Origin of the sequence: Massilia frigida (genome assembly GCF_011682175.1) — a bacterium.
GTDB lineage: Bacteria > Pseudomonadota > Gammaproteobacteria > Burkholderiales > Burkholderiaceae_D > Telluria_A > Telluria_A frigida.
Genome location: NZ_WHJG01000008.1, coordinates 183,445 through 207,269, shown reverse-complemented (window position 1 = coordinate 207,269; position 23,825 = coordinate 183,445). Strand labels below are relative to the sequence as shown.

Sequence of the window (23,825 nt, the reverse complement as noted above, 5' to 3'; positions counted from 1 at the left end):
GCCTATCTGCGCATGTCCAAACTCGCTCATTTACCCGTCAATCCCTTGCAGGCCGCCGCGAAGCGGTCGGTTTCAATTAGGCGATACCGTGGCGGTCGTCAAGTTTCACCGAAAACGTCATAGAGCCGCCGGGAAGAATGGCCAGAGGTCACCCATTGGGTATCGCCCGTTTTCCTGTTTTTTCGAAATGGAAAGCTGGATTCGACATTCTCAGGATGGGGAAAGGGTGGGGATTTGAATAAAGTGTATGAAGGATTTGGGATCACTGTCTCTTCCGTTTCAGAACTGGTGTCACAATAAATCTTGCCTGACGACTGAGCTATCGAAGTTGGTGAGACGGATGTCGGTGCAAGTCAGGTTGTCCCAGAAAGCCGGTTTCGCAATCATTTCCGACATATCGCACCTGTTTCGGAAAGTCGCACCTGACGACTGCAGCGGAGCGCCGGCGCTGCGCGTGGACGGCCAAGCTGCGATAATTTCCATCCACTCAGCAACCAGCCAGCAACTTCTGCGTGAATGCAACTCTGCAAAAACAGCTAAGCGACATCGAACAATTCGGCGAAGAAAATGATGCCGCCATCGACGAGCGCGGACGCCGCATGCTCGACATCACGCGCGGCACGGGCGAGTTCCTGGCGCACGTGATCGGCGCCATGGGGGCGCGCGAGATCCTGGAAATCGGCACTTCGAACGGCTATTCGACGCTGTGGCTGGCCGATGCCGTGGCGGCAAACGACGGCAAGGTCACCACGGTGGACATGGCGCCGCTCAAGCTGCGCATGGCGCGGGAAAATATTGCCGCATCCGGCCTGGGGCGCACCATCGAACAGGTCGAGGGCGACGCCGGCGCGCTCGTCCGATTACTCCTACGACCTGGCTTTCCTCGATTCCCAACGCAGCGAATATCTTGGCTGGTGGGCCGACATCAAGCGCGTGCTGCGTCCGCACGGCATGCTGATCGTCGACAAAGCCACCTCGCATGCGGCGGAGATGGCGCCTTTCATGCAGGCCGTGGCCGCCGAAGCGGGTTTCTCCACCAGTCTCGTCACTGTCGGCAAGGGCGAATTCGTGGCCAGCCGGGTACCGGCCATGGCGCGCTACTGGGGGCCTCGAAAAACCGTAGCGAGCGGTGCAAGTTTCGTCAGAGAAGCGCAGCCGTACGAAGGTACGGTGAGCATCGCAGGGCGAAAATTGCGCCGCGCAGTAGGTTTTTCGCGGTCCCCTACTGGGCCGGCTGGCGCGAGAGTTGAAGCCACGGCCGCGCCTTATTGGCGCTTCCCTTTTTTATCGGAACGCAGACTTCCGGCCCGGTGATTGCGCACGAAGGCGTCGATGATCTCGCGCAGAATCTGCTGGGTAGAGGCGGGCAGGGACACAATGTCGTTCATCATGGCAAGATTCTCACCAGACAACATCGAGGATGGCAGGCCGACGGCGGCCGTGTCCGCGTTTTCGGCATCGCCGAAGCGCAACCAGGCCGCGTGCACCCCCAGCCAGGTGGCCAAGATAACGATCTTTTCGTGGGTCGGAATGGCTTCCCCGGAAAGCCATTTGCGTACCGCGTGCGGCGTCACGGAGGCTCCATCGGCGCGCAGGTTATACGCCCGCATGAAGAGCGTCGGTGCGGCCGGCACCCCGGCAGCGCGTAGCGCGGTTTTGAGCCTGTCGCTGAAATTGACGCGCTCTTCGTCGGCGATCTTGGTAGTCATTCCGTATTGTAAAGAGATCGCCGTGGCGGGCGCGCACGCTTGCCGGATCGTGACAGCAGTCGGCCCGGCCGGGAACCCGTGGTGCGCGGTGCTGTCCAAGGTGGATACAGCCCCCCTTCGTCTTTCAGCATGGGGGTCGGTGGCCCGGCGATTGTGCCGCTTACCTGGCAAACCATGATGCAAACAAGGCCCCCTCCCCCCCGCGCGCAGCACCTTTATTCCTACGCGGCGATCACTGCTCACTGCGCGGACCAGATCGCACAGCTCATGGCCGATGCGCGCCGCCAGAGCGGGGCCGAAGCGCGCTACCGGTACGAGCGCGCCTATGGCGTGTATATCGGCTGGCGCGCGCTGGTCTGCGGCCATGCCGACCATGTCCTGTTCGCGCGCGACGACCTGCGCCTCGAAGCCCTGCTCGCCGCCAAGTTGTAGTCCCGGCCTTGAACGGCGCCGGCGCGTGCCGGCGCCCCCGTTACGGCGTTGGCGCGGCCGGGGCCGCCGGGGGCAGCAAGCCGCGCTCGAACACATAATCGGCGACGCGGCGTCCGACCGCCAACCCGGCGCGCTTGTCGAACGGCCAGTGCACGCCCAGGTAAATCCGGCTCTGGGCGTTTTCTTCCTCCGCCTGGCTCAGGCGGGAAAACCCGCGTACCAGGCGCGGCCGCACCTGGCCGCTGTTGTCGCGCGTGATGCCATTGAATTCATCGGACACGAAGCTGAAGGCGATCGCATCGGTGCCGTAAAAGCGGCGCAGGGTCTGGAACAGCGCGCCGCCGAAGCTGGCGTGACCGGAAGGATAGGAGGGGAACGGCGGCGTGAAATCCGGGTCCGTGGTGTTGCTCGCCTGCGCCCCCAGCGGCGTCCATTGCGGGTCGCCCCGGGTGGCCGGATTGCCGTCGCCCAGGCCGGTCGGGCTGCTGCCGGGCGAGGCTTCGCGGATGCCGGTCACCGGGCGCCAGAATTGCTCGGTATACTTGGTGCCCCACACCGTCAGGCAGGTGTCGGCCAGCGCCACGTTGACCAGGGCCAGCATGCGCACCATCTGCATGCCGCCCAGGCCGCGCCGGGCGCCGATATCGAGCGCGATCTGGTTGTACATGCGCGGTGCGCTGCCGATCCAGGGCGAGCCGTCGTACGACCAGAAAATGCCGGCCACGGTTTGCGCCGGCGTGCGCCGGGTCGGGGTGCTCACGCCATTGCCGCCCAGCTGCCTGACTTCCTCGAAGGCGGCGGCGTAGGCGCTGCTGGTCAGGGCCGGCGGCGGCGCGGGCCGGAACGCCAGGGCCGATGGCACCACGAACGGGCGCACCGGCTGCCACACGGCGGCCAGCGCCAGCGGATCGCGGCTGACCGGATCGGGCCGCCACTTGCCGGGCGCATTGCTCGGGAAAAAGTCGACGCCGACGATCCGGTCTTCATAGGTGGCCTCGCGCGCCGCATGCATCGCGAGCACGGCGGCGGCGGCGCGGCGGCCGGTCTCGGCGCCGTTGTCGCGCGCGCGCCCCGCTTGCAGGCGGGCCATGCCGCGCAGGTAGGCTTGCGCGAAGCTGGCCGCTTGCGCGGGGTACAGCGCCATCAGGGTATCGCGCGCGGCGCGCGCCAGCGCCGCCTCGGGGGCGCTGGCGGCGGGCGCCGGCAGCATGCCGGTGTAGCTCGGATAGAGCGGTACGGCGGCGTTGACGGCTTCGTACAGGGCCAGGTGGAAAATGGCCAGCGCGCGCGCACTGCGCGCCGGGCCGAACTGTTCGCGCCAGACGCGCGCCGATCCGGGCGGCGGCGGGGTATGGTCGAGCGCATTGGCGCGCAGCGCCATCTCGCTCCAGTAGCGCACCTGCACCGCCAGGCCGAGCGCGCGCAGCCATTCCTGTTGCGCGGGCGGAGCGGCGCCCGGCATCCCGCCCTGCGGCGCGGCGGCGACGGCGCGCGCGTCCGCCTGTGCCTGCGCAGCCGGCACCTGGCAGGCCAGCACGCTCGCGAGCGAGACTGACAAGATGCGCTTGACTAAGGGCTTCATGATGTTCTCCTTGAGTAAGGTGGAAACGCGGGGCGGGCGTACGAATTCGACGATAGCGCCGTGGCGCCGCCCCGTCTCACGATCCTGTCAATGGCCGGCCTGCGCCATTCGCGCAAAAAAAGTCGGAACTTTCATGCGTGCACGCTTGTCGAATGGTCGCCACTATCGTTCGGATTCCCATGGACCAGCCTTCTCCCCCCACCGAGGCGCGCATTGCGCGCTTCATCCGCACCCACCTGCAAGATATCCTGCGCAACTGGGATGACTTTGCGCGCAGCATTCCGGCGGCGCGCTACCTGCCGGCATCCACCCTGCGCGACCACGCGGCCGGCATGCTGCACGCCATCGCCGACGCGCTCGACCTGCCGTCGGCGGCGCCAGACGCCGCTCCGCCTCCCGCGCCGGTTTCCCAGCCGGACACCCAGGCCGGCCGGCACGGGGCCGCGCGGGTGGGCATCGGCTTCAGCGCCAGCGACACCATTGCCGAGTTTCGCGCCTTGCGCGCCAGCGTCATGCATCTGTGGGCGGCCTGCGAGCATCAACACGATCTCGGCAGCGAGGACATGATCCGCTTCAACGATGCCGTCGACCAGGCGCTGGAAGAGTCGCTGCAAGCCTTCTTCTCCGAAAAAGATAAACTCGCGCATCGCTTCGATACCCTGCTCTCGGCCACCCCCGACCTGCACTGCATTACCGATGTCGACGGCTTGCTGCTGTACGCCAACCAGGCCCTCGGCAAGCTGCTCGGCACGCCCGCCACGCCGGCCGCCAGGCAGCACCTGGCCGATTTCTGCCCCGCCTTCGCCGCCCAGCTCGGGCGCGACCTGCGCGCCGTGGCCGACACCGGTGCCACCGGGCGCGGCGAACTGCAATGCACCCTGGCCGACGGCACCGAGCACAGCTACCGCTACATCCTGATCCCGGTAGTGAACGAAGATGGCACGATCGATTCCATTACTGGCACGGCGCGCAATATTTCCGAGCTCAAGGCGTCGGAAGCGCAAATCCTGCGCAATGCCTATTACGACAGCCTGACCGGCCTGCCCAACCGCGTCCTGTTCCGCGAGCGGCTCGAGCACGACGTGCGGCGCGCGGCCCGCACCGAGTTCGCGCTGGCCGTGCTGTTCATCGACCTGGACGGCTTCAAGGAAGTCAACGACCGCTTCGGCCACGATGCCGGCGACCTGCTGCTGCGCCAGGTCGCCCAGCGCTTGCAGGCGTGCGTGCGCGCGACCGACACGGTGGCGCGCATCGGCGGCGACGAATTCACCGTCATCCTCAACGAAGTGAGCCGGATCGCGTTTGTCGAGGTGCTGGTGTGCCAGATCCTGGCCGAGCTGGCGCGCCCGTTCGCGCTCGCGGACAAGGAGCTGCACGTGTCGGGCAGCGTCGGCATCACCATCTGTCCGCAAGACGCGCACCTGCCCGACGACTTGCTGCGCAATGCCGACCAGGCCATGTTCGTGGCCAAGAACGCGGGCCGCAACCGCTTCAGCTATTTCACGCCCGACATCCGCGATTCGGCCTGGGCGCGCCTGCGCTCAATCGACCAGCTGCGCCAGGCGCTGGCGCGGCGCGAGCTGCGCGTGTATTACCAGCCCATCGTCGAGCTGGCCAGCGGGACCATCGTCAAGGCCGAAGCGCTGGTGCGCTGGCACCATCCGGACGGCGGCCTGGTGCTGCCGCAGGACTTTATCGGGATCGCCGAGGAAACCGGCCTGATCGGCGAGATCGATGCCTGGGTGCTGGCGCAGGCGGTGCCCTGCGCGGCGCGCCTGAGCGAACTGACGGGCGCGCCCTTCCAGATCAGCGTCAACAAGTCGCCGGTCGGGTTCATGAGCCGCGTGATCCGCCATTGCTGGGACGAAGACATGGCCATGTTCGAGCGCGCCGGGTCGCGCATCGCGGTCGAAATCACCGAGGGCGTGCTGCTCGACGATTCACCCGGCGTGCGCGACAAGCTGGCGCGGCTGCAGCGGGCCGGGGTCCAGCTCACAATCGACGATTTCGGCATCGGTTACTCATCGATGGCCTACTTGAACAAGTTCAAGGTCGACTTCCTGAAAATCGACCAATCCTTCGTCAAGGACATGCTCACCACCAACCCGCGCAGCCAGATCTTTGCCGAAACCATTATCATGATGGCGCACAAGCTGGGCCTGAAGGTGATCGCCGAAGGGGTCGAGACGGCCAGCCAGCGCGACTGGCTGCGCCAGGCCGGCTGCGACTACGCGCAGGGTTTCCTGTTCTCGCCGGCCACCACCGAAGAGCGCTTCGCGCAGCTGCTGCAAGCCTGAGGCGGCCGCGCCTTCGGCTCAGTGCACCAGCGCCGGCAGCGGATCGTGGCCGGGCTGCTGCGCGTGCTGCAAGGCCAGGTCGAGCGCCGCCATGAATTCGGCGATCTGGATCGGCTTGGTCAGATAGCGGAAAAATCCGGCCTCCATGCCGCGCGCGATATCGCGCGGCATGGCATTGGCCGACAGCGCCAGCACCGGAATATGCGCCGTCTCGGGGTGGCCGCGCAACATGCGCAGGGCGCCAAAGCCGCTCAGGTTGGGCAAGTTGATGTCCATCAGGATCACCGTGGGCTGGTAGGCGCGCGCCAGGGCGATGCCCAGGTGGGCGTCGATCGCGGTGAGCAGTTTCAAGTCCGGACGGCGCTCCATCAATTGCTCCACCAGCAGCAGGTTGGCGGGATTGTCTTCCACGTACAGCAGGGTGCGCAGCGCAGCGCCCGCTGCCGGACGGGCGCGCGCCAGCGCGGCGGCGTCCAGGGCCGACAGCGGTGGCGCGGCCACCGGCGCGGCGCAGGACGCAAAGTCGACCCAGAAGCGGGAACCGGATCCGGGCTCGCTCTCGACCCCGATGCTGCCCCCCATCAGCTCGACCAGCTGCTTGGTCACGACCAGGCCGATGCCGGTGCCCTCTTCCGCTCCGCTCTCCTGTCCCAGGCGGTTAAACGGCTGGAACAGTTGCGCCAGCTGCTCGCGCCCCAGGCCGGCGCCGGTGTCGGTCACGCACACCCGCACCATGCCGTCCGCGCGCGCGCTGCACGCCACATGGACCGATCCCTCGGCGCTGTTGTACTTGATGGCGTTCGACAGCAGATTGATCAGCACCTGCTTGACCCGCACGCGGTCGGCGTGGATGTAGAACGGCGTGCCGGGCGTGGGGAACAGCAGGAAAATGCCGCGCGCGGCCGCCTGCGGCCCGACCAGCTCGTAGCAATCGTCGAGCACGTCGGAAAGCGACATCGGTTCGGTCGACATCGATATCTTGCCCGACTCGATCTGGGCCAGGTCGAGAATTTCATTAATCAAGCGCAGCAGATACCAGCCGCCCTTGAGGATCTGGTTGATCGAGCGCTGCTGCTTGACGGTGGGCGGCGGATCGTCCGAGGCCATCAGCTGGGCAAAGCCAAGCACGCCGTTGAGCGGGGTGCGCAATTCATGGCTCATGCTCGACAGGAAATCCGACTTGGCCTGGTTGGCCTTTTCGGCGGCCGCCCGGGCCGCTTCCAGTTCGACGTTATTGGCCTGCAAGGCTTGCTCGAAGTGCTGGCGCTCGGTGACGTCGCGCGCGGCGGCGAACACGCCGCGCAGCTTGCGGTCGCGGTCGTAGAAGGTGGTGGCATTGTACGAGACCACCGTTTCCTTGCCGTCGCGGGCGCGCGCGGTCAATTCGTAATTGGTGACCTTGCCCGACGCCAGCACCCGCTTGATGCCGGCCTCGGCGCGCGCGGCATCGGTGAAATAATTCTTGAACGGGGCCCCGATCAACTCATCGCGGGTGCAGCCTGTCAACTTTTCCATCTGGTGGTTCACATCGCTGATGATGCCACGCGGATCGGTGGTCATCAGCGCATCGATATTCGATTCGATCAGCGAGCGGGTGTAGAACTGCTGGTCGCGCAAGCTCTGGTCGAGCAGCGCCTGTTCGGCCTCGACCCGCTTGCGCGCGGTATTGTCGGTGCCGATCAGCAGATAGCCGATGATGGCGCCGTCGGCGTCGCGCAGGGCGGTCACCGACACCACCGCCGGGAAGCGGCTGCCATCCTTGCGGATGTAGGTGAGCTCGTAGATATCCTCGATCCCACGCGAGGCCTTGAATACCAGCGCCTCGAAACCGGGGGCGATCGGGGTGTCGAGTTCGTCGCTGAGGCTGGCGGCGCGCGCCACCACTTCCTCCGGCTCGGAAATATCGGCCGGGGTGATGCGGTCGACCACGTCGCCGGCGGCGTAGCCGAGCATTTTTTCGGCGCCGACATTGAAAATCTGGATCACGCCCTGGGCATCGGTGGCAATGCTGGAGAAATTGGCACTGTTGAAGATGGCCGCTTGCAACGCACCCGCCCGCACCAGCGCCTGCTCGGCATTCTTGCGCGCGGTATTGTCGGTGCCGATCAGCAAATAGCCGATGATGGCGCCGCCGGCGTCGCGCAGCGCCGTCACCGACACCACCGCCGGCTGGCGGCTGCCATTCTTGCAGATGTAGGTCAGCTCGTAGATATCCTCGATACCGCGCGAGGCCTTGAACACCAGGGCCTCGAAGCCGGGCGCGATCGGGGTGTCGAGTTCGGCACTGAGGGCGGCGGCGCGCGCGATCACTTCTTGCGGATCGGAAAACGCGGCCGGGGTGATCAGGTCGACCACGTCGGTCGCCGCGTAGCCCAGCATGCGCTCGGCGCCGACGTTGAAAATCTGAATCACGCCCTGGGCATCGGTGGCGATGCTGGAGAAATTGGCGCTGTTGAAAATGGCGTCCTGCAAGGCTTCCGACTTGATCAGGCGCTGCACCAGCGCGCGGCCGCTGTCGGGCGGGTCCTTGAGCGTGCGCAGCATGACGCGCGCGGGCCGGTTGCACAGCCACAGGCACAGTGGGGCCAGCAGCGCGGCCGCGCCGAACAGGGCCATCAGCACAGGCGAACCGGCCGGGCCGGCCAGGGCCAGCGCGCCAACCGTATACAAGGTCAGCAGCGCGACACCGAGGCCGGCGAGCGCCAGCTGGCGCGGCCATGCAATACGGGAAGAGAACATGAAATCACCTTGAGTAACAGACTATGAGCGCAAAACCCGGCTCATCAAGGTAGCGGCGAAGCCGCTGTGCTCGTTCCGCGCCGCCGTGGCCTAACACGGCTGTACGGCGGCGGCGATGAAGCGGGTGACGGTGCTCGATGCCACCAGGGCCAGCAAGGCGTCGGCGTCGAGCGGCTTGACCAGATACTGCCCGAAACCGGCCGCGATGGCGCGCATGCGGTCTTCCACCTGGCCATAACCGGAAATGGCGATGGCAAAGGGAATGTGCGCGCCCGCGGTCTTGCGCAGCTGGCGGATCAACTCGTAACCGTCCAGCCCGGGCAAGCCGATATCGCAGATGAGCACATCAAACGCGCGGGCGCGCGCCAGCGCCAGGCCGGCCACGCCATCGTAGGCCAAGGTGACCAGATGGCCCTCGCCCTGCAACAGGCGGCCCAGCGTTTCGTTGGCGTCCAGGTTGTCTTCGACCAGCAGGATGCGGCGCACGACCGGCACCTCGCCGACGCGCGGCGGCACGACCACGGGGCCGCCGGGGGCCACCAACGGCAGGTACACGGTGAAGACGCTGCCCAATCCCAGGCCATCGCTGCTGCCGACCACCTTGCCGCCGTGCAGCTCGATGATGTTGCGCACCACGTTCAAGCCGATGCCGAGGCCGCCTTCGGCCCGCGCCAGCGCGCGCGGCCCCTGGGTAAACAGGTCGAACACGTTGGCCAGCACGTCCGCATCCATGCCGGCGCCATTGTCGCTCACGGTGACCACCGCAAACCCGTCGTGGGCGCGCGCGGCCACCCGCACCAGGCCATGGTCGCCCGTGTATTTCGAGGCGTTCACCAGCAGGTTGGCGAACACTTGCGCCAGGCGCACCGGGTCGCCGTCGACGATGAGTTCCTCGGGCAAGTCCAGCTGCACCTGCTGCTGCCGTTCCAGCATCCTGACCTGGACCGTCTGCACGGCACGGCGCAGCAAGTCCGCCAACGGCATCGGGCTGCGCAGCAGCGACATCTTGCCGCTGCTGATGCGCGCCGCATCCAGCAAGTCGTCCAGCAGCCGGGTCAGGTGCTGCACCTGGCGGTAGATGATCGCATGCACGTTCAGCAACTCGCTGGACGGTTCGGGCAGCCGTACCAGCATGGCATTGGCCAGGCTGATGGGTGCCAGCGGATTGCGCAGCTCGTGCGCCAGCATGGCCAGGAATTCGTTCTGGTGCCGCTGTGCCCCCTCGGCCGCGTCGCGCAAGGTGCGCGCATCCAGGGTGGCGAGCACCAGGTTGCCGTTCGCTTCGCGTAATTCATCGCCCAGGGTGGCCTGGACTGCGGCGGCGGCGCGCAGGCTGGCCACCTCGCCGGCGAGCTGCGCCAGCATCGCGCGCAGGGTGGCGGGATCGGCGCAGTCGGCCGGCAGCGCCGCGTCATGGGTTGACGTGATGGCAAGCGATCCTTCCGGGCTGTGGTGAATCGCCATGATGTCCCCTATTCCGGCGCCAGGATGGCCGTGGCCCGCCCGCACAGCAGGCCGTTGTACGCTAGCGCGCCGGGCTCGATGCGCAGGCCGCCCGCGTCGATGCTGTAGCGGCGCAAGTCGGTGCTGTGGGCGCTGCCGCGCACCTTGACCACCGTCAGCACCTTGGCCAGGCGGCCTTCCAGCTCGACATAGCGCATGGCGACGATGGCGTCGGCCAGGAAACCGGTGTCGGACTGGCTGAAGCGCAGCTCGGTGAAGCGGTCGTCCAGGCCCATGGTCACCATCACCGTCACCCCCAGGCGCACCAGGCCCGCCAGGATGCGGAACACTGAGGACCGGTAGTCACTCTGGAACTCGGGCGCCAGATACAGGCTGACCTCGGACAGCGAATCGATCACCACGCGCTTGGCGCCGCTGCCTTCGACGGCGGTGATCAGGTCGTCGAGGATTTCCTCGACCGACAGGTCGAGCGAGCGGCTCTGCACCAGGGCCACCTCGCCATTGCGGATCAGGGTATCGAGTTCGGCATTGCGCAAGTGCGCCGCGTCTTTCTGGAAGCAGGCGATGACGCCGCGTTCACCCTGGCGCGCGCCCTGCGCCAGGAAGGCCGTGCCGAGGATGGTCTTGCCCGAGCCGGAGGGGCCGACCACCATCGCCGCGTGTCCGGACGGCAAGCCGCCACCGAGCATGGCGTCGAGTTCCGCGTTACCTATGGAAACCCGTACCGACGCGGCCGCCTGGGCCGGCACGACGGCCAGCGGCGGCAGCATGCGCGGGTAGATCTTGACCCCGCCGGCGTCGATGCGGAAAGTGTGCGCGCCCAGCAAATGGGCCTGGCCGCGCATCTTGATGATGCGGATCTTGCGCACCGAGGAATTGCCCACGATATCATTGGTCAGCGATAGCATGCCGTCGGCCACCGTCATGATGGGATTGGCTTCGATCTCGGCGTTGGCGTATTCGCCGATGAGGAAGGTGGTCGCTTGCCAGCTGGTCATGCGGGTACCGAGTTCCTGGATGAAATACTGGAGGTCGCTGACGCCCTCGTTGCCGTTTTTCGCCATCTGCACCACCGAGCGGAACGAATCGACGAACACCAGGCCGGGGGAAAACGCTTCGACTTCGCGCGTGATGCGTTCGAGCACGCCGCTGAAGTCGCCCGCGCGCAGGTCGTCGGCCAGGTTCACGTAGCGGATGCTGTCGTCGATCTTGTCGATATCGAAAAACCGGTACTGCTGCTGGTAGCGCAGCATTTTCAGGGGCGGCTCGCCGAGCACGGTGAAAAACAGGGCTTTCTTGTGCGGGCCGGCCAGCGCGAACATCATCTGATGCGCGAGCGTGGTTTTGCCGCTCCCTGGCGCGCCGGCGATGACGTTGAAGGAAAACTCGCTCAGGCCGCCGCCCAGCAGGGTGTCGAGCCCGGGCACGCCGGTCGGCTGGAGGCCCAGCTGCACTTTCAGGTTCATGTACTCTTTCCGCCGGACCGCTCGGTCCATGCTGTATTCATCAGACGGACCGTGAGGGCCTCGCCTATCAGGCCCGCCAGCAGCCGGGTATAACTCTCGAGCATCGCGCGGTGGAAGGCGTCCGCCGCCTGCGGCTCCATGGCGCCCAGCTGCGTGCCGAGCTGGTCGAGCAGGAGCGCGGCCGAACGCAGCTCCCGCAAAACCGGACTCGGCAGCGAATCGGGAAACGTCAGGTGGCGCGCGCGCGCGTACATCGCGCACAGCGCGGCCTCCCCGATCAGCGGGGTCAAGTGCGTCATCAGCCGCTCCCATGCGTTCAGGGCGGCAGCACGTGCTGCGCACTCGCCGTCTGGCGGCGCGGCAAGCACCTCATCGATCAGTTTTTGCCGCTTCACATCACTGGTTTCCATCTAAGGCCGAGTAAGTATTGGTCATATGCACATTTACAACTGGGCGTAACGCAGTATGGACGTTTATCCGTTTCCGCGCAGGTTTATTACGCTACCTGGCGTGGATGCCATGACAACGAAAATCGCGCGCATCGCTGTCCGGTGCGGGGCGTGCGCGCGCTTTGTGCTAGGCTCGAACGGCTACCCTGGCGAATGCTCCCTGGTGACACGCGCGTGCGCGCCCCGTACCAGCCGGCGCGACGGCACGTTCGTCCCGATCCATTGAAAGGAGAACCCATGAAACCGCTTCCCCCAGCAGCGCAAGCGCTGGCCGCCAAGATCCTTGCCGCCGTGACCGACCTGACCCTGGCATCGATCCGCGACGATGGCACGCCGCACGCCTCGACGGTCAGTTTCGCCGCCGACGGGCTGGTGCTGTATGTCGCCATTGCGCTCGACAGCCATAAGGCGCATAACCTGCGCACCCATCCGCAGGTGGCGCTGACGGTGAACGCGCCCTACCGCGGCTGGCAAGAGATCCAGGGCTTGTCGATGGATGCCATGGCCGAGATGATTCATGAACCGGTGGAAGCGCAACGCGCCGCCACCGCCCTGCTCGCCAGGTTTCCGGCATTCGCCGACGTGGTTGCCAACACGGCCGCCCTGCCGTGGCCGGGCATGCTGTTCGTGCGCATCACGCCGCTGGCCCTGTCCCTGCTCGACTACACCAAGGGATTCGGCCATACGGATTTTTTCGACCTGCGCGACAGCGCCGCCGGGCGCCTGGCCTGAAGGTGCAAGGACGGCGCTGCGCCGCGCCTAGCGGGCGTTGCCGGCAGCGGCGATGAAGCCGGTGACCGCGGCCGAGGCGACCAGCGCCAGCAAGGCATCGATGTCGAGCGGCTTGAGCAGGTACTGGCCGAAGCCGGCCGCGATCGCGCGGGTGCGGTCGTCCGGCCGGGCATAGCCGGACATGGCGATGGCAAACGGGATATGCGCGCCGGCGCTGCGGCGCAACTGGGCGATCAGCTCGTGGCCGTCCAGGCCGGGCAGGTTGATGTCGCAGATCAGCACGTCGAAGGCCTGGGTGCGCGCCAGCGCCAGCCCGGCGATGCCGTCGTAGGCGGCGGTGACGCTGTGGCCTTCGGCCAGCAGCAGCTGGCCCAGGGTATCGTTGGCGTCGAGATTGTCTTCCACCAGCAGGATGCGGCGCGCGGCGGGCGCGGCACCGCCGGGCGGCGCGCCCGCCGCGCCGGCCGCGAGCGGCAGCGACACGGTGAACACGCTGCCGCGTCCGGCTCCATCGCTGGCGCCCACGACCTTGCCGCCATGCAGTTCGACGATCTTGCGCGCCACGTTCAAGCCCACCCCCAGCCCGCCTTCGGAGCGGCCCGGCGCGCGCGGTCCCTGGGTGAACAGCTCGAACATCCCGGCCAGCAGCGCCGCGTCCATGCCGGTCCCATTGTCGGCCACGGTGACCACCGCCCTGCCCTCATGGGCGCGCGCGGCCACGCGGATGGTGCCGCCGTCGGCGGTGTACCTGGACGCGTTGACCAGCAGATTGGCGAAGGCTTGCGCCAGCCGGGCCGGATCGGCATGCACCGTGAGTTCTTCCGGCATGTCCAGCTGCAACTGCTGGCGCCGCTCCAGGATGCGCACCTGCACCGTCTGCAAGGCGCGGCGCAGCAGGGCGACCAGCGGCACCGGCGCGCACGCGAGCGTCATCGTGCCGCTGTTCAAGCTGGACGCATCGAGCAATTCATCGAGCAGGCGGCTCAGGTCCTGCACCTGGCGGTGGATCACCGCGTGCACATTGAGCAGGCCGGACGAGGGGTCGGGCAGTTTGGCCAGCATGGTGTTGGCCAGGCCGATGGGGGCGAGCGGATTGCGCAATTCGTGTGCGAGCAGCGCCAGGAAAGCGTTCTGGCGCTGGCTGGCGTGCGCGGCGGCGGCGCGCAGGGAAGCGATCTCGGCGTCGCGCTGCGCCAGCAACAGGCGCAGGCCGGCCACCTCGGTAGCCAGGGCGGCGTCGTCGGGTGTGGGCGTTCCTGTAGTGCTGTGCTGGTTCGCCATGGCGTCCTTGGTTCAATCCGGCGGGGGCGGCGGCCGGTCCGGGCAGTATGGCGGCAAAACGCCGCGCGCAGGGAGTTAATTCACCGGCGTGCCGCTCAAGGACCTTTCTTGGCGGGACTGAGGGTGGGGAACAGCTTGCCGAAGATGCCGTTCAAAACCTTGTCCGCGCCCATGTCGTCGGCGGCGTTGGCGACCACCAGCGCGCCGCTGCCCTGTTCCGGAAACAGCACGGCGATGGCCAGCCAGTTACCGTCCGAGCCCTGGTGGACCAGCGCCGGACCCTGGCGGCCGGCGAGCGAGGCTTGCACGCCCCAGTCCAGGCCGGCGGGACTGTCCGGCTGCGCGGTCTGCATCAGCGTGTAGGACGCCGGCGCGAGCAGCTTGCCATGGCCTTTGGCGCCGGCCAGCTGGTCGAGATTGAAGCGCGCCCAGTCGGCCAGGCTCATATGCAGAAAGCCCGCCGGCGCGAACATGGCCGGTGCGCCGTCGTCGAAGGTGGCCATGTCGAGCATCGGCTTGCCGTGCTGGTGGCCACGGTTCTGGCCATCGCCGGTGTTGCCGAAACCGGCGTTGCGCATCGCCAGCGGCTCGAACACTTCCTTGCGCATCAGCGCTTCGTAGCTGTCGCCGGTGGCCTTTTCCGCGATCGCGGCGGCGATCAGGAAGCCGGTATTGCTGTAAGCGAAGGCGGTACCCGGCGCGACGGCCGGCTGGTCCCTGAGCGCTGCGGCGATGTAGGCCAGGCGCTGCTGTCCGGTCGGGCGGGCATCGGTAAAGAAATGTTGAGCGCCCTTGAGATCGAGCAGGTCGCGCGGCAATCCGGCCCGGTGGGACAGCAAATGCAGCAGCGTGACCTGGCGGTACGCGGGCAGCATGCCGGCGGCCAGCTCGGGCAGCATCCTGTCGAGCGGCGCATCCCAGGCCAGCACGCCGCGCTCGGCCAGGCGCGCGATCATGGCCACCGTCATTACCTTGCCGGTCGAGCCGATCAGCCAGACATCGTCGGCGCCGGCGCGGCGCGGCCGGTCATTGCGCTGGCGGCCCTGCACCGATTGCGCGGCGATGGCGCCGTCGCGCAAGATCACGGCGCCGACCGCCGGGACCTTGCTGCCGGCCATGGCCGATTTGACGATGGCGTCGAGCTTGTCGGGCGATGCCGCGCAAGCGCTGCCGGCGAGGGTGAGTGCGGCGATCAGGGCAATTCGTCGAAACAGCATGGTGGGCTCCTCTTTCCGGTACGCGGCCATGGCGGCGCGCACGGTGTCTATCCGCCTGCGATGCAGGATGAGTTCGCAGCTTACATCGCCAGCGGGCCACCAGGCGGCGGCGGGCGACAGGCTGCCATTTCAGGGGAACAGAAAGTCGGAACGGCGCTGCCGGAACGGGCCGTGGCCTGCCGGCCTGCACGTTGATCGGTTAAACTGCGTGCATGAAAAATTTTGAACTCCGGCGCGACCGCTACGAGGTCTTCCGCCAATTCGACAATCCCCTGCTCAATATCAGCCTGACGCTGGAACTGCCGGATTTCCGTCCGTTTTGCAAGCAGCATGAGCTGCCGCCGTTTCACTTCTTTTTGTATTGCGTGCTGTCCGCGATCGAGACGGTCGATAACTTCATGTACCGCGTGCACGACGACGAGGTGATCAAGATCGACGATTTCATCGGTTCGTTCACCGTGATCAATGAGGACAATAATCTCAATTTCGCGCGTTTCACCAGGAGCGCCGACCTGCGCGAATTCATCGCGCGCAGCGTGCGCGCCGGCCAGGAAGCGAAGGCCAGCCGCGCCTTGATCAATACCAGCGCGGACCTGACGCCGCGCCAGGCCAGGGAGAATATTTATATCACCTGCATGCCGTGGTTCGACATGCGCGCGATCGAGCATCCGATTTTCTGTCATCGCAGCGCCGATATTCCCTCGCTGGCCTGGGGCAAATTCAGCGCGCCGGCCGGCGATACGATGACGATGCCGTTTTCGGTGCAGGCGCATCACGGCTTTGTCGACGGCTATCACGTGCATGTGCTGGCGCAGGCCATCGCGAACCGGGTGGCGGCGGTGATGGCCGCGCATGCCGGGGTCTGACGTCCCGGGCAGCTTCGCTTGATGTGCGTCCCCGGCTGGCGCCGCAGATACGTTAAGATATCGACTGCATGCCGGCGCGCGCCTGAGCGCTCGTTGACCGTGCGACGACCGATTTCTGAACGAGGTCCCCGATGGCCACTGTAGGACGCCTGCAGCATATCGCACTTGCCGGTTTTCGCTCAATCAAGCAACTGAGCCTTGACCTTGCTCCGCTGAATATCTTGATCGATGCCAACGGCGCTGGCAAATCCAATTTCCTCAGTTTCTTCAGCTTGATGAACAGACTGGCGGAAAAGGGTCTGCAACTGCATGTCCGCGCACAGCTCAATGGCGCCGACCGCGCCCTGTATTTTGGTCGCAAGGTGACGCAGCGGCTTGCCGTGGATTTACAGTTCCCCTTCAATCGCTATCGCGCCGTGCTGGTGCCGACCAATGACGACACGCTGGTCTTCGAGAGCGAAGCGGTGCTCGTTCATGGCCGGGAGACTGGCGATGCCGGCCGGCTAAACAGCCAGGCCCTGGCAGCGCCCGGCTCGGCCGAGTCGGGACTGGCGCAGGCCGGCATGGGTTCACCAGCCCGGCACGTGGCTCGCTGCCTGCAAGACTGGAAGGTTTATCACTTTCACGACACCAGCGATAGCGCCAGGGTGAAAGGCGCGTACAGCATTCATGCAACGGAACGGCTGCTGCCCCAGGGCGACAACCTGGCGGCGTTTCTCTATCACATCAGAGAAACCGGCAATTATCAACGCATCGTGCGCGCCATCCAGCGGGTTGCGCCCTTCTTCCACGATTTTATCTTCCTGCCCGAAGCAAACGAGCTGATTCGATTGCGTTGGAAACACACCGGCAGCGACGATTACTTCGATGCCAACATGCTGTCGGACGGGACCTTGCGCTTCATGTGCATCGCAACCTTATTGCAGCAGCCGGCGATGCCATCCATCATTCTTCTGGACGAGCCCGAGCTTGGCTTGCATCCATTCGCCATGCATTTGCTTGCTGCAATGATGCGCTCCGCCAGCGAGAGCACCCAGATTATCGCGTCGACGCAATCGGTCACGCTCGCCAACCAGTTCGGCTGGCGGGACGTGGTGGTGGTCGATCAGAACAGCGAAGGATCCCAGTTCCGCCGCCTTCAGGAGCACGAGGTGGCAGCTTGGATGGAACAGTACAAGCTAGGCGACGTCTGGGAAATGAATGCGCTCGGCGGAACACCTGAATGAAGCGCCTGGGCATCAGCGTTGAAGGTGCCACGGAACGGGAGTTTGTCAACCGCGTGTTGCGCCCGCACTTCAATCAATATGGCACCAGCGTAACGGGAATTGATATGCGGGGGAACGTGAGCCTCGACAGAATCAAGAGCGTTCTCCCGGCTTTATTCGGATCCTTTGATTTTGTGGCGACCTTCTACGACTTCTACGGTTTTAAGGGACGCGCGCAACGCACCATTACCCAGCTGGAAACGGCAATCACCGGGCTAACCGGTGTTGACAGGCAGGTGCGTTTTTTTCCGTACCTCCAGCACCTGGAAGCACTCGGAACGCGGCCTTGACGCCGAGCCGCCAACGTCAATAACACAAGAGCCGGGCGGCGCCGCCCGCGCACCAGAGGCTATCGGCTGGCGATGGCCTCGTCAAACGCCAGGCGCTTACAGCTTGGTGTTGCCGCGATACCAGTCGTTGCCGACCAGCCGCAGATCGGCCGTCTGCACCGAACCGAGCGCGCCCGACCCGCTGCGGCTTTCGTCGATGCTCTGGATGTTATCGATCGCCACCGTGTTATCGCAGTTATACACGGTACTGTGCAGCAGCACGGTGCCGTTATTCCAGTCGACGCTGGTCAGGGTCCCCTGCTCGATCCTGTAGTTGCTCGCCCCATATGGCACATAGATCATCAGGTATTTGCCTTTCTGGATCTGCAGCAGCTGGCGCCGGATCTGTTCTTTCCAGCCGTCGAACGGCGCTTCGGCCTGCAGGTTGGCGCTTTCCTTTGCACTCCATTCTTCCGCCGCCGATAGCATGCCGGCATATTTGGAGCGGTCGATCGTGCGCATCACTTCATCGGCGATGCGCACCTGCTCCGTGTACGGCAGGTATTTGGGAATATTGAACTCGTTGCGCCACTGCTCGGTGCGCACGATGTAATCGGCATGCGTGGTGAACGTCGGCAGCGCTTCGCCCAAGCGGGTACGTTCATGTTCAATCCAGTCCTCGGCTTCGGCGGCGATCTGCTCGTATTTATCGGTACCGATATCGAACAGGGCACGGTCGGCGATCTCCACCTTGAGATCGTAGGGATAGTCTTCCTGGATATTGAACTCCGCGCACCACCTGGCCGACTGCGCCACAAAATCGGAAACCGACAAATCGAATGGATTGATATTCATGTACATGCTCTCCAGTTAGTATGGTAAATGTCATTGGCCTGCCTCTACCCCTACCCGACGCCGAGCTGTCGTCTCAGCTTTTTACGTGCTTGAAAACGTGCCGCGCATTGCTTGATGTGAAAGCCAAGCTTACCCTTGAATTAACAATAATACAAAGGCAATCGTGGCACCGGCCGCCACGTGCGCGTGCCGGTGTTGTTCTTATGGCGCGTCCTGGTCCGACACCGCCACCAGTTGCCGCGCGATGGACGCCTTGCCCCCGGAATCGGAAATGCGCACGACGACCTGGTAGCTGCCCCGCGCCGCGTAGGTGTGGGCGGCGCTCACCTCGCCCCTGCCCCGGCTCTCGCGCACACGCGCCGACTGCGCGCCGCTGCCATCGCCCCAGTCGATCGTCGCGGCATGGGTGTCGTACGCGTTGCGGTCGCGGAACGATAGCGTGAGCCTTGCCGGCTGGTTCGGGAGCACCGCGCCGGTCCGGATCGGCCCCAGCACCGGCGCGTCGGTACCGCCACCGCCAAGGCGCAGCAGCACCAGCCCGGCGTTGGAATTGGCCAGGATATCGCCGTTGGCCGAGATCCTCAGCGAATGGGTCAGGACCAGGCCGGCCGGCGGGTCCTTCAGTAGCGTATTCAGATCGGCACCCTGGCCGGCGCGCGTCCAGCGAAAAGCCCGGGTGTCGGCGTCGCCGGCGCGCCGCGTCAAGCCCACCACCACGCCGCTGTCATTGATGTCGCCCGCTTCCGAAACAAGAAACTGCGGCTGGTGCAGATCGACCAGGCCGCGCTTGCGCGAGAACACAAAGGCATGGTTTTCTTCATTCGGACGCACGATGCGGCCGACCAGCTCGCCGACCTCGTTCAGCTTGGTCACTGCGGTGGCGGGACCGAGACGGATCGCCCCCTTGCCAGGGCTATACAGAAAGGCCTGGAAATCGGGAGCGCTCGCGTTGAGCATGCCGGCGATCTCGCCCCGGTTATTGATCCCTGTCACCCATGCCGTCGTCGCCCCGAACGTGCCCAGATCGGTCGCGCGCCCGGCGCCATCCCAGATGAACACATGCGCATTGCCGGCAGCATCGTCGGCGGTCCCGACGCTCATATTGTATTCATTGATGTCGCCGGCGAACGATTGGCCGAAACCGGCCGGTACCGGCAGCGGCAGCAGCCTGTTTTGCGCGGTCCAGCGGACGGCGCGGAACGGCTCATCACCCGGACCGGTGCGCGAGGCGCCGACGATTTCCCCATGCTTGTTGATGTCGTTGACAAAGGTGTCCCCTTCAGCGCTCAGGGTCGCCAGCATGACCCTGGCGCCGCTCGCAGTCCAGCGAAACGGCTGGAACGGCGTGGGCACCGGCTCGCGCGGGAAGCGCGTCTGCGCCGCCACGTCTCCCCTGTCGTTGAGCGCGCCGAGCGTGGTGACAAGGGCGTGCGGCGGGCTGACATCGATGATGCGGGCACCATCGAAATAGCCGACGTGCAAGCGGTTGTCGGGCGCGGTATATTCGAACGTGGCCTGGCCGCGGGCATTGATCCTGGCAATATACACAGGCGGCGGCGCCAGGTTGACAATGCCGTAGATTTCCTTGCGTCCGTAGACGCTGGCCAGCGCGGCGTCGCCGGAATCTCCAGCAGCTGCGCCGAGCTCATCGTCCGCACCGTCCTGGCTGGCGGCTACGCTGGCAGCCTGCCCTGTCGCGGCGTCCTCCGTGACAGCGACCGATGCCAATATCCTGGTGTCTGGCGGCGCGGGCGCCTCACTGCCACCGCCACAACCCCACAGGGTTGCCGCCATTGCCAGCGTTCCTGCCGAGTATGCTCCTCGCATCTTCCATGCTGTTTCCATGATTGCTCTCCGATCAGTTCTATCCTTGCACCTGGGGTGCACCTGGAACCATGTTGACCGTTGGCGTGCCGGGCGGGACGAGCTACCGCAAGCTCCGCTGTCAGCGCATGACGCCGTTTCCGGGCGGCCGGCTTCCCCCGCCTTGCCTGTCCCCTTGGCCGGGCGAGCGGTTACAATCGCGCCAACCGCATGGAGCCCCCTGATGAAAACGAACTTGACGCCGTGCCTCGCAGCCTTGGCACTGGCCTTGGCCCTGCCGCCCGCAATGGCGACGGAAATTGCCTCCCCGGTGGGTGGCTGGAACCGCTCGGGCCTGGTCGACAAAAGCGATGACGCTACCGTGGCCTATCCCAATTCGCCGATCGACCGCGGCGCCCAGAGCAAGCGCAGCATGATCAAGGGGCGCATCGCGGCGGCCGCCGGCAAGCGCGAGGCGCACCAGTTGGTGGTCAACGGCAATCCCCTGCGCCTGATGACGGACGAGCAGGGCCACTACGCGCGCCCTTACCTGTTCGGCGCCGGGTCGAACAGCGTGGAAGTCAAATCGCCGCAGGGCAAATCGCTCAGGCGCGTGCAGTTTTACGAAACCAGCTCGGGCCGGCCCCTGCCCGGCCTGCGCATCATCTGCGCCTGGGACGATACCGAAGCCGAGATCGACCTGCATATCGTCACGCCCGATGGCCAGCACGCTTACTTCGGCCATCCGGTACTGACCAACGGCGGCGGGCTGGACGTCGACAGCGTGGACGGCCCGGGTCCGGAAATGTTCACCATGACCGCACCCTTGCGCGGGAACTACCATGTGTACATCAATTACTGGGGCAAGCTGGGCGCAAACGGTTATCACTTCGACGAAAGCAAGCGCCAGATGCAGATGATCACCGCGCGCGTGACGCTGGTGTACAACGAAAACACGCCGCGCGAGAAACGCGAAGAGTTCGTGCTGCCCATGCGCAGCATCGGCGAACTGACGCTGGTGAAGTCGTTCACGTTCTGAGTCGCGGCGTTCACGGGCAATGGCGCGGATGGATCGATCCCGGGCCATCGCCGCCGCGTTGACGTCATCAATCGCCGCCGGTCAGAGCTTGATCTCGGTACCGAGCAGCGTGAGGAACTGCGCCAGCCACTGCGGGTGCGCCGGCCATGCCGGGGCAGTGACGAAATTACCGTCCGTGACGGCCTGGTCGACCTCGATCTGCGCGTACTCGCCGCCCGCCATGCGCACTTCCGGCGAACACGCGGGATAGGCGGAAATGCGCTTGCCGCGAATCACATCGGCGGCCGCCAGCAATTGCGCACCATGGCAAACCGCCGCGATCGGCTTGTTGGCCTTCGCGAACTGCCTGACCAGTTCGATCACCCGTTCGTTCAGGCGCAGGTATTCCGGGGCGCGGCCGCCGGCGATCATCAAGGCATCGTAGTTGCTTTCGTCGGCCTCATCGAAGCTGGCGTTGAGCGCGAACAGATGGCCGGGTTTTTCGGTGTAGGTCTGGTCGCCCTCGAAATCGTGGATCGCGGTCTTGATCTTGTCGCCCGCTTTCTTGCCGGGACAGACCGCGTGCACGGTGTGGCCGACCATGTGCAGCGCCTGGAACGGCACCATGGTCTCGTAATCTTCCGCAAAATCGCCCGTCAGAAACAAAATCTTCTTTCCAGCCATGCTTGTTCTCCTTGGTCAGTGGTGAAGTGATGCTTGCCGCTTGATTCATATCCAGATAATACGCCTGAATCCGGCTACGTAGCTGACGGTACCGGCTGAACGGCGACGTGCATGGCCCGCCCTGCCCCACCGAAGGAAGTGCTACAGTAAAATACAATATTCTGATCAAGAGAGAACCGCCATGACCCACCCAACTTCGTCGCCCACCAGCGGCACGCTCTCCCAAAGCGAACTCGCGGCCTTTGCCGACCGCGTCTGGGATGAAGAAATCGTTCCGGCCCTGGTGTCGTATATCGCCGTGCCGGCCAAAAGCCCCGCCTTCGATGCCCAGTGGGAAGCCAACGGCTATCTCGACCGCGTGGTGCGCGATGCCGAGGAGTGGATCAGGAGCAAAAAAATTCCGGGACTGAAACTCGAAGTGCTGCGCGCGCCGAATCGCTCGCCCGTCATTTTCTTCGAGTTGCCGGCCACCAAAGCCGCTTCCAACGATACGATCCTGATCTATGGCCACCTCGACAAGCAGCCGGAATTCGACGGCTGGCGCGGCGACCTGGGTCCGTGGACGCCCAAGTATGAAGACGGCAAGCTGTACGGACGCGGCGGCGCCGATGACGGCTACGCCGTGTATGCCTCGCTCACGGCCATCATGGCGCTGGACCGCCAGAACATTCCGCGCCCGCGCTGCGTGGGCCTGATCGAAACCTGCGAAGAAAGCGGCTCGTACGACCTGCCGCCTTACCTGGAGATGCTGGGCGACCGCCTGGGCCAGGTGTCGCTGGTGGTGTGCCTGGATTCGGGTGCCGGCAACTACGACCAATTGTGGCTGACCACCTCGCTGCGCGGCATGGTATCGGGCACGCTCAAGGTGGAAGTGCTGACCGAAGGCATCCACTCGGGCGCCCATTCGGGTGTGGTGCCGTCGAGTTTCCGCATCCTGCGCCATCTGCTGGACCGCCTCGAAGACGCCAAAACCGGGCGCTTGCTGCCGGAAAGCTTCCATTGCGAAATTCCGCACGTGCGTATCGAGGAAGCGAAGGCCACCGCCGCCATCCTCAAGGAAGAAGTGTACAAGCGCATGCCGTGGGCCTGCGGCGCCGATGGCGGCTCGGTGCTGCCGGTCACGACCGATCCGCTCGAAGCGATCTTGAACCGCACCTGGCGGCCGACTTTGTCGGTGGTGGGCGCGCAAGGCTTTCCAGAGTTCGCCAATGCCGGCAATGTGCTGCGGCCCTACTCCGCCTTCAAGCTGTCGCTGCGCATTCCGCCTCTGCTCGACGGCAATGCCGCCGCGCTGCAACTCAAGGCCTTGCTGGAAGATAACGCGCCCTACAATGCGCGCGTGTCCTTTGTACCGGATGGCACGCCGGGTTCGTACGGCGCCAGCGGCTGGAATACGCCGGAGCTGAGCCCGTGGCTGTCCACCGCCGTCAACGCGGCCAGCGAGGGCCATTTCGGCACGCCGGTCGGCTATCTGGGCGAAGGTGGCACCATTCCACTGATGGGCTTGCTGCAAAAGAGCTTTCCGAAAGCACAGATGATGGTGTGCGGCGTGTTGGGACCGAAGAGCAATGCGCACGGGCCGAACGAGTTCCTGCATGTGCCGTACGGAAAACGGCTGACGGCGGCGGTGGCGCAGGTGATTGCGGCGCATCCGTAAATAGTCGCGGCGCGCCGGGCGCAACAGACCGGTTTCGCCC

20 protein-coding genes are annotated in these 23,825 nt (G+C 65.4%); 9 read left to right on the top strand and 11 right to left on the bottom strand.

Annotated features, from left to right (window positions below; all coding sequences use genetic code 11):
• Positions 1-512: 512 nt before the first annotated feature.
• The gene (locus tag F2P44_RS11035) at positions 513-1,250 is read left to right on the top strand and encodes an O-methyltransferase (RefSeq protein WP_370662666.1); all 738 of its coding nucleotides are present in this window, start codon (positions 513-515) and stop codon (positions 1,248-1,250) included.
• A gap of 15 nt (positions 1,251-1,265) precedes the next feature.
• Here the strand turns inward: F2P44_RS11035 and F2P44_RS11030 are convergent, their stop codons facing one another.
• A complete protein-coding gene (locus tag F2P44_RS11030; RefSeq protein WP_167086744.1) occupies positions 1,266-1,709 on the bottom strand; it encodes a hypothetical protein in 444 nt (147 codons plus the stop codon).
• A gap of 267 nt (positions 1,710-1,976) precedes the next feature.
• Here F2P44_RS11030 and F2P44_RS11025 point away from each other — a divergent pair, with 267 nt between their 5' ends.
• Positions 1,977-2,141, top strand: coding sequence for a hypothetical protein (locus F2P44_RS11025; protein ID WP_167086743.1), 165 nt, complete (start codon positions 1,977-1,979; stop codon positions 2,139-2,141).
• Between the two features lie 40 nt (positions 2,142-2,181).
• Here F2P44_RS11025 and F2P44_RS11020 read toward each other — a convergent pair whose 3' ends face one another.
• Entirely contained in the window at positions 2,182-3,723 is a 1,542-nt protein-coding gene (locus F2P44_RS11020; RefSeq protein ID WP_167086742.1) for a vanadium-dependent haloperoxidase, read from the bottom strand.
• 179 nt (positions 3,724-3,902) lie between these two features.
• On the opposite strand from F2P44_RS11020, the gene F2P44_RS11015 reads away from it, so the two are divergent.
• Positions 3,903-6,020, top strand: a complete 2,118-nt coding sequence (locus tag F2P44_RS11015) for a putative bifunctional diguanylate cyclase/phosphodiesterase (protein ID WP_167086741.1) — start codon at positions 3,903-3,905, stop codon at positions 6,018-6,020.
• Between the two features lie 18 nt (positions 6,021-6,038).
• On the opposite strand, the gene F2P44_RS11010 is transcribed toward F2P44_RS11015, so the two are convergent.
• The 4 genes from F2P44_RS11010 to F2P44_RS10995 form a co-directional block, all read right to left on the bottom strand.
• A complete protein-coding gene (locus F2P44_RS11010) occupies positions 6,039-8,564 on the bottom strand; it encodes a hybrid sensor histidine kinase/response regulator (protein WP_167086754.1) in 2,526 nt (841 codons plus the stop codon).
• Between the two features lie 285 nt (positions 8,565-8,849).
• Complete coding sequence (locus F2P44_RS11005) at positions 8,850-10,223, bottom strand: hybrid sensor histidine kinase/response regulator (protein WP_167086740.1); 1,374 nt, start codon at positions 10,221-10,223, stop codon at positions 8,850-8,852.
• An 8-nt stretch (positions 10,224-10,231) separates the two neighbouring features.
• Positions 10,232-11,689 (bottom strand): ATPase domain-containing protein, encoded by a 1,458-nt coding sequence (locus tag F2P44_RS11000; protein ID WP_167086739.1) that lies wholly within the window; start codon positions 11,687-11,689, stop codon positions 10,232-10,234.
• On the bottom strand, positions 11,686-12,099 hold the full coding sequence (locus F2P44_RS10995) for a hypothetical protein (RefSeq protein WP_167086738.1): 414 nt from the start codon (positions 12,097-12,099) through the stop codon (positions 11,686-11,688). Before F2P44_RS10995 ends, F2P44_RS11000 begins: the two co-directional genes overlap by 4 nt.
• 276 nt (positions 12,100-12,375) lie before the next feature.
• On the opposite strand from F2P44_RS10995, the gene F2P44_RS10990 reads away from it, so the two are divergent.
• The gene (locus F2P44_RS10990) at positions 12,376-12,870 is read left to right on the top strand and encodes a pyridoxamine 5'-phosphate oxidase family protein (protein WP_167086737.1); all 495 of its coding nucleotides are present in this window, start codon (positions 12,376-12,378) and stop codon (positions 12,868-12,870) included.
• A 27-nt stretch (positions 12,871-12,897) separates the two neighbouring features.
• On the opposite strand, the gene F2P44_RS10985 is transcribed toward F2P44_RS10990, so the two are convergent.
• Complete coding sequence (locus tag F2P44_RS10985; protein ID WP_167086736.1) at positions 12,898-14,151, bottom strand: hybrid sensor histidine kinase/response regulator; 1,254 nt, start codon at positions 14,149-14,151, stop codon at positions 12,898-12,900.
• Between the two features lie 95 nt (positions 14,152-14,246).
• The gene (locus F2P44_RS10980; protein ID WP_167086735.1) at positions 14,247-15,368 is read right to left on the bottom strand and encodes a serine hydrolase domain-containing protein; all 1,122 of its coding nucleotides are present in this window, start codon (positions 15,366-15,368) and stop codon (positions 14,247-14,249) included.
• Positions 15,369-15,580: 212 nt separating this feature from the next.
• On the opposite strand from F2P44_RS10980, the gene F2P44_RS10975 reads away from it, so the two are divergent.
• The 3 genes from F2P44_RS10975 (at position 15,581) to F2P44_RS10965 (ending at position 17,789) form a co-directional block, all read left to right on the top strand.
• Positions 15,581-16,234, top strand: coding sequence for a CatA-like O-acetyltransferase (locus tag F2P44_RS10975; protein WP_167086734.1), 654 nt, complete (start codon positions 15,581-15,583; stop codon positions 16,232-16,234).
• Positions 16,235-16,365: 131 nt separating this feature from the next.
• The gene (locus F2P44_RS10970; RefSeq protein ID WP_167086733.1) at positions 16,366-17,460 is read left to right on the top strand and encodes an AAA family ATPase; all 1,095 of its coding nucleotides are present in this window, start codon (positions 16,366-16,368) and stop codon (positions 17,458-17,460) included.
• Positions 17,457-17,789 (top strand): DUF4276 family protein, encoded by a 333-nt coding sequence (locus F2P44_RS10965; RefSeq protein WP_167086732.1) that lies wholly within the window; start codon positions 17,457-17,459, stop codon positions 17,787-17,789. Before F2P44_RS10970 ends, F2P44_RS10965 begins: the two co-directional genes overlap by 4 nt.
• Positions 17,790-17,885: 96 nt before the next feature.
• Here F2P44_RS10965 and F2P44_RS10960 read toward each other — a convergent pair whose 3' ends face one another.
• Together F2P44_RS10960 and F2P44_RS10955 are read right to left on the bottom strand one after the other, a co-directional pair.
• The gene (locus tag F2P44_RS10960) at positions 17,886-18,623 is read right to left on the bottom strand and encodes a hypothetical protein (RefSeq protein WP_167086731.1); all 738 of its coding nucleotides are present in this window, start codon (positions 18,621-18,623) and stop codon (positions 17,886-17,888) included.
• A gap of 201 nt (positions 18,624-18,824) precedes the next feature.
• Positions 18,825-20,417, bottom strand: a complete 1,593-nt coding sequence (locus F2P44_RS10955; RefSeq protein WP_167086730.1) for a PKD domain-containing protein — start codon at positions 20,415-20,417, stop codon at positions 18,825-18,827.
• 253 nt (positions 20,418-20,670) lie between these two features.
• On the opposite strand from F2P44_RS10955, the gene F2P44_RS10950 reads away from it, so the two are divergent.
• Complete coding sequence (locus tag F2P44_RS10950; protein ID WP_167086729.1) at positions 20,671-21,465, top strand: YfaP family protein; 795 nt, start codon at positions 20,671-20,673, stop codon at positions 21,463-21,465.
• Between the two features lie 81 nt (positions 21,466-21,546).
• Here the strand turns inward: F2P44_RS10950 and F2P44_RS10945 are convergent, their stop codons facing one another.
• Entirely contained in the window at positions 21,547-22,128 is a 582-nt protein-coding gene (locus F2P44_RS10945; protein WP_167086728.1) for a DJ-1/PfpI family protein, read from the bottom strand.
• Positions 22,129-22,309: 181 nt separating this feature from the next.
• Here F2P44_RS10945 and F2P44_RS10940 point away from each other — a divergent pair, with 181 nt between their 5' ends.
• On the top strand, positions 22,310-23,785 hold the full coding sequence (locus F2P44_RS10940) for a M20 family metallopeptidase (RefSeq protein WP_167086727.1): 1,476 nt from the start codon (positions 22,310-22,312) through the stop codon (positions 23,783-23,785).
• The last annotated feature ends 40 nt before the right edge of the window (positions 23,786-23,825 follow it).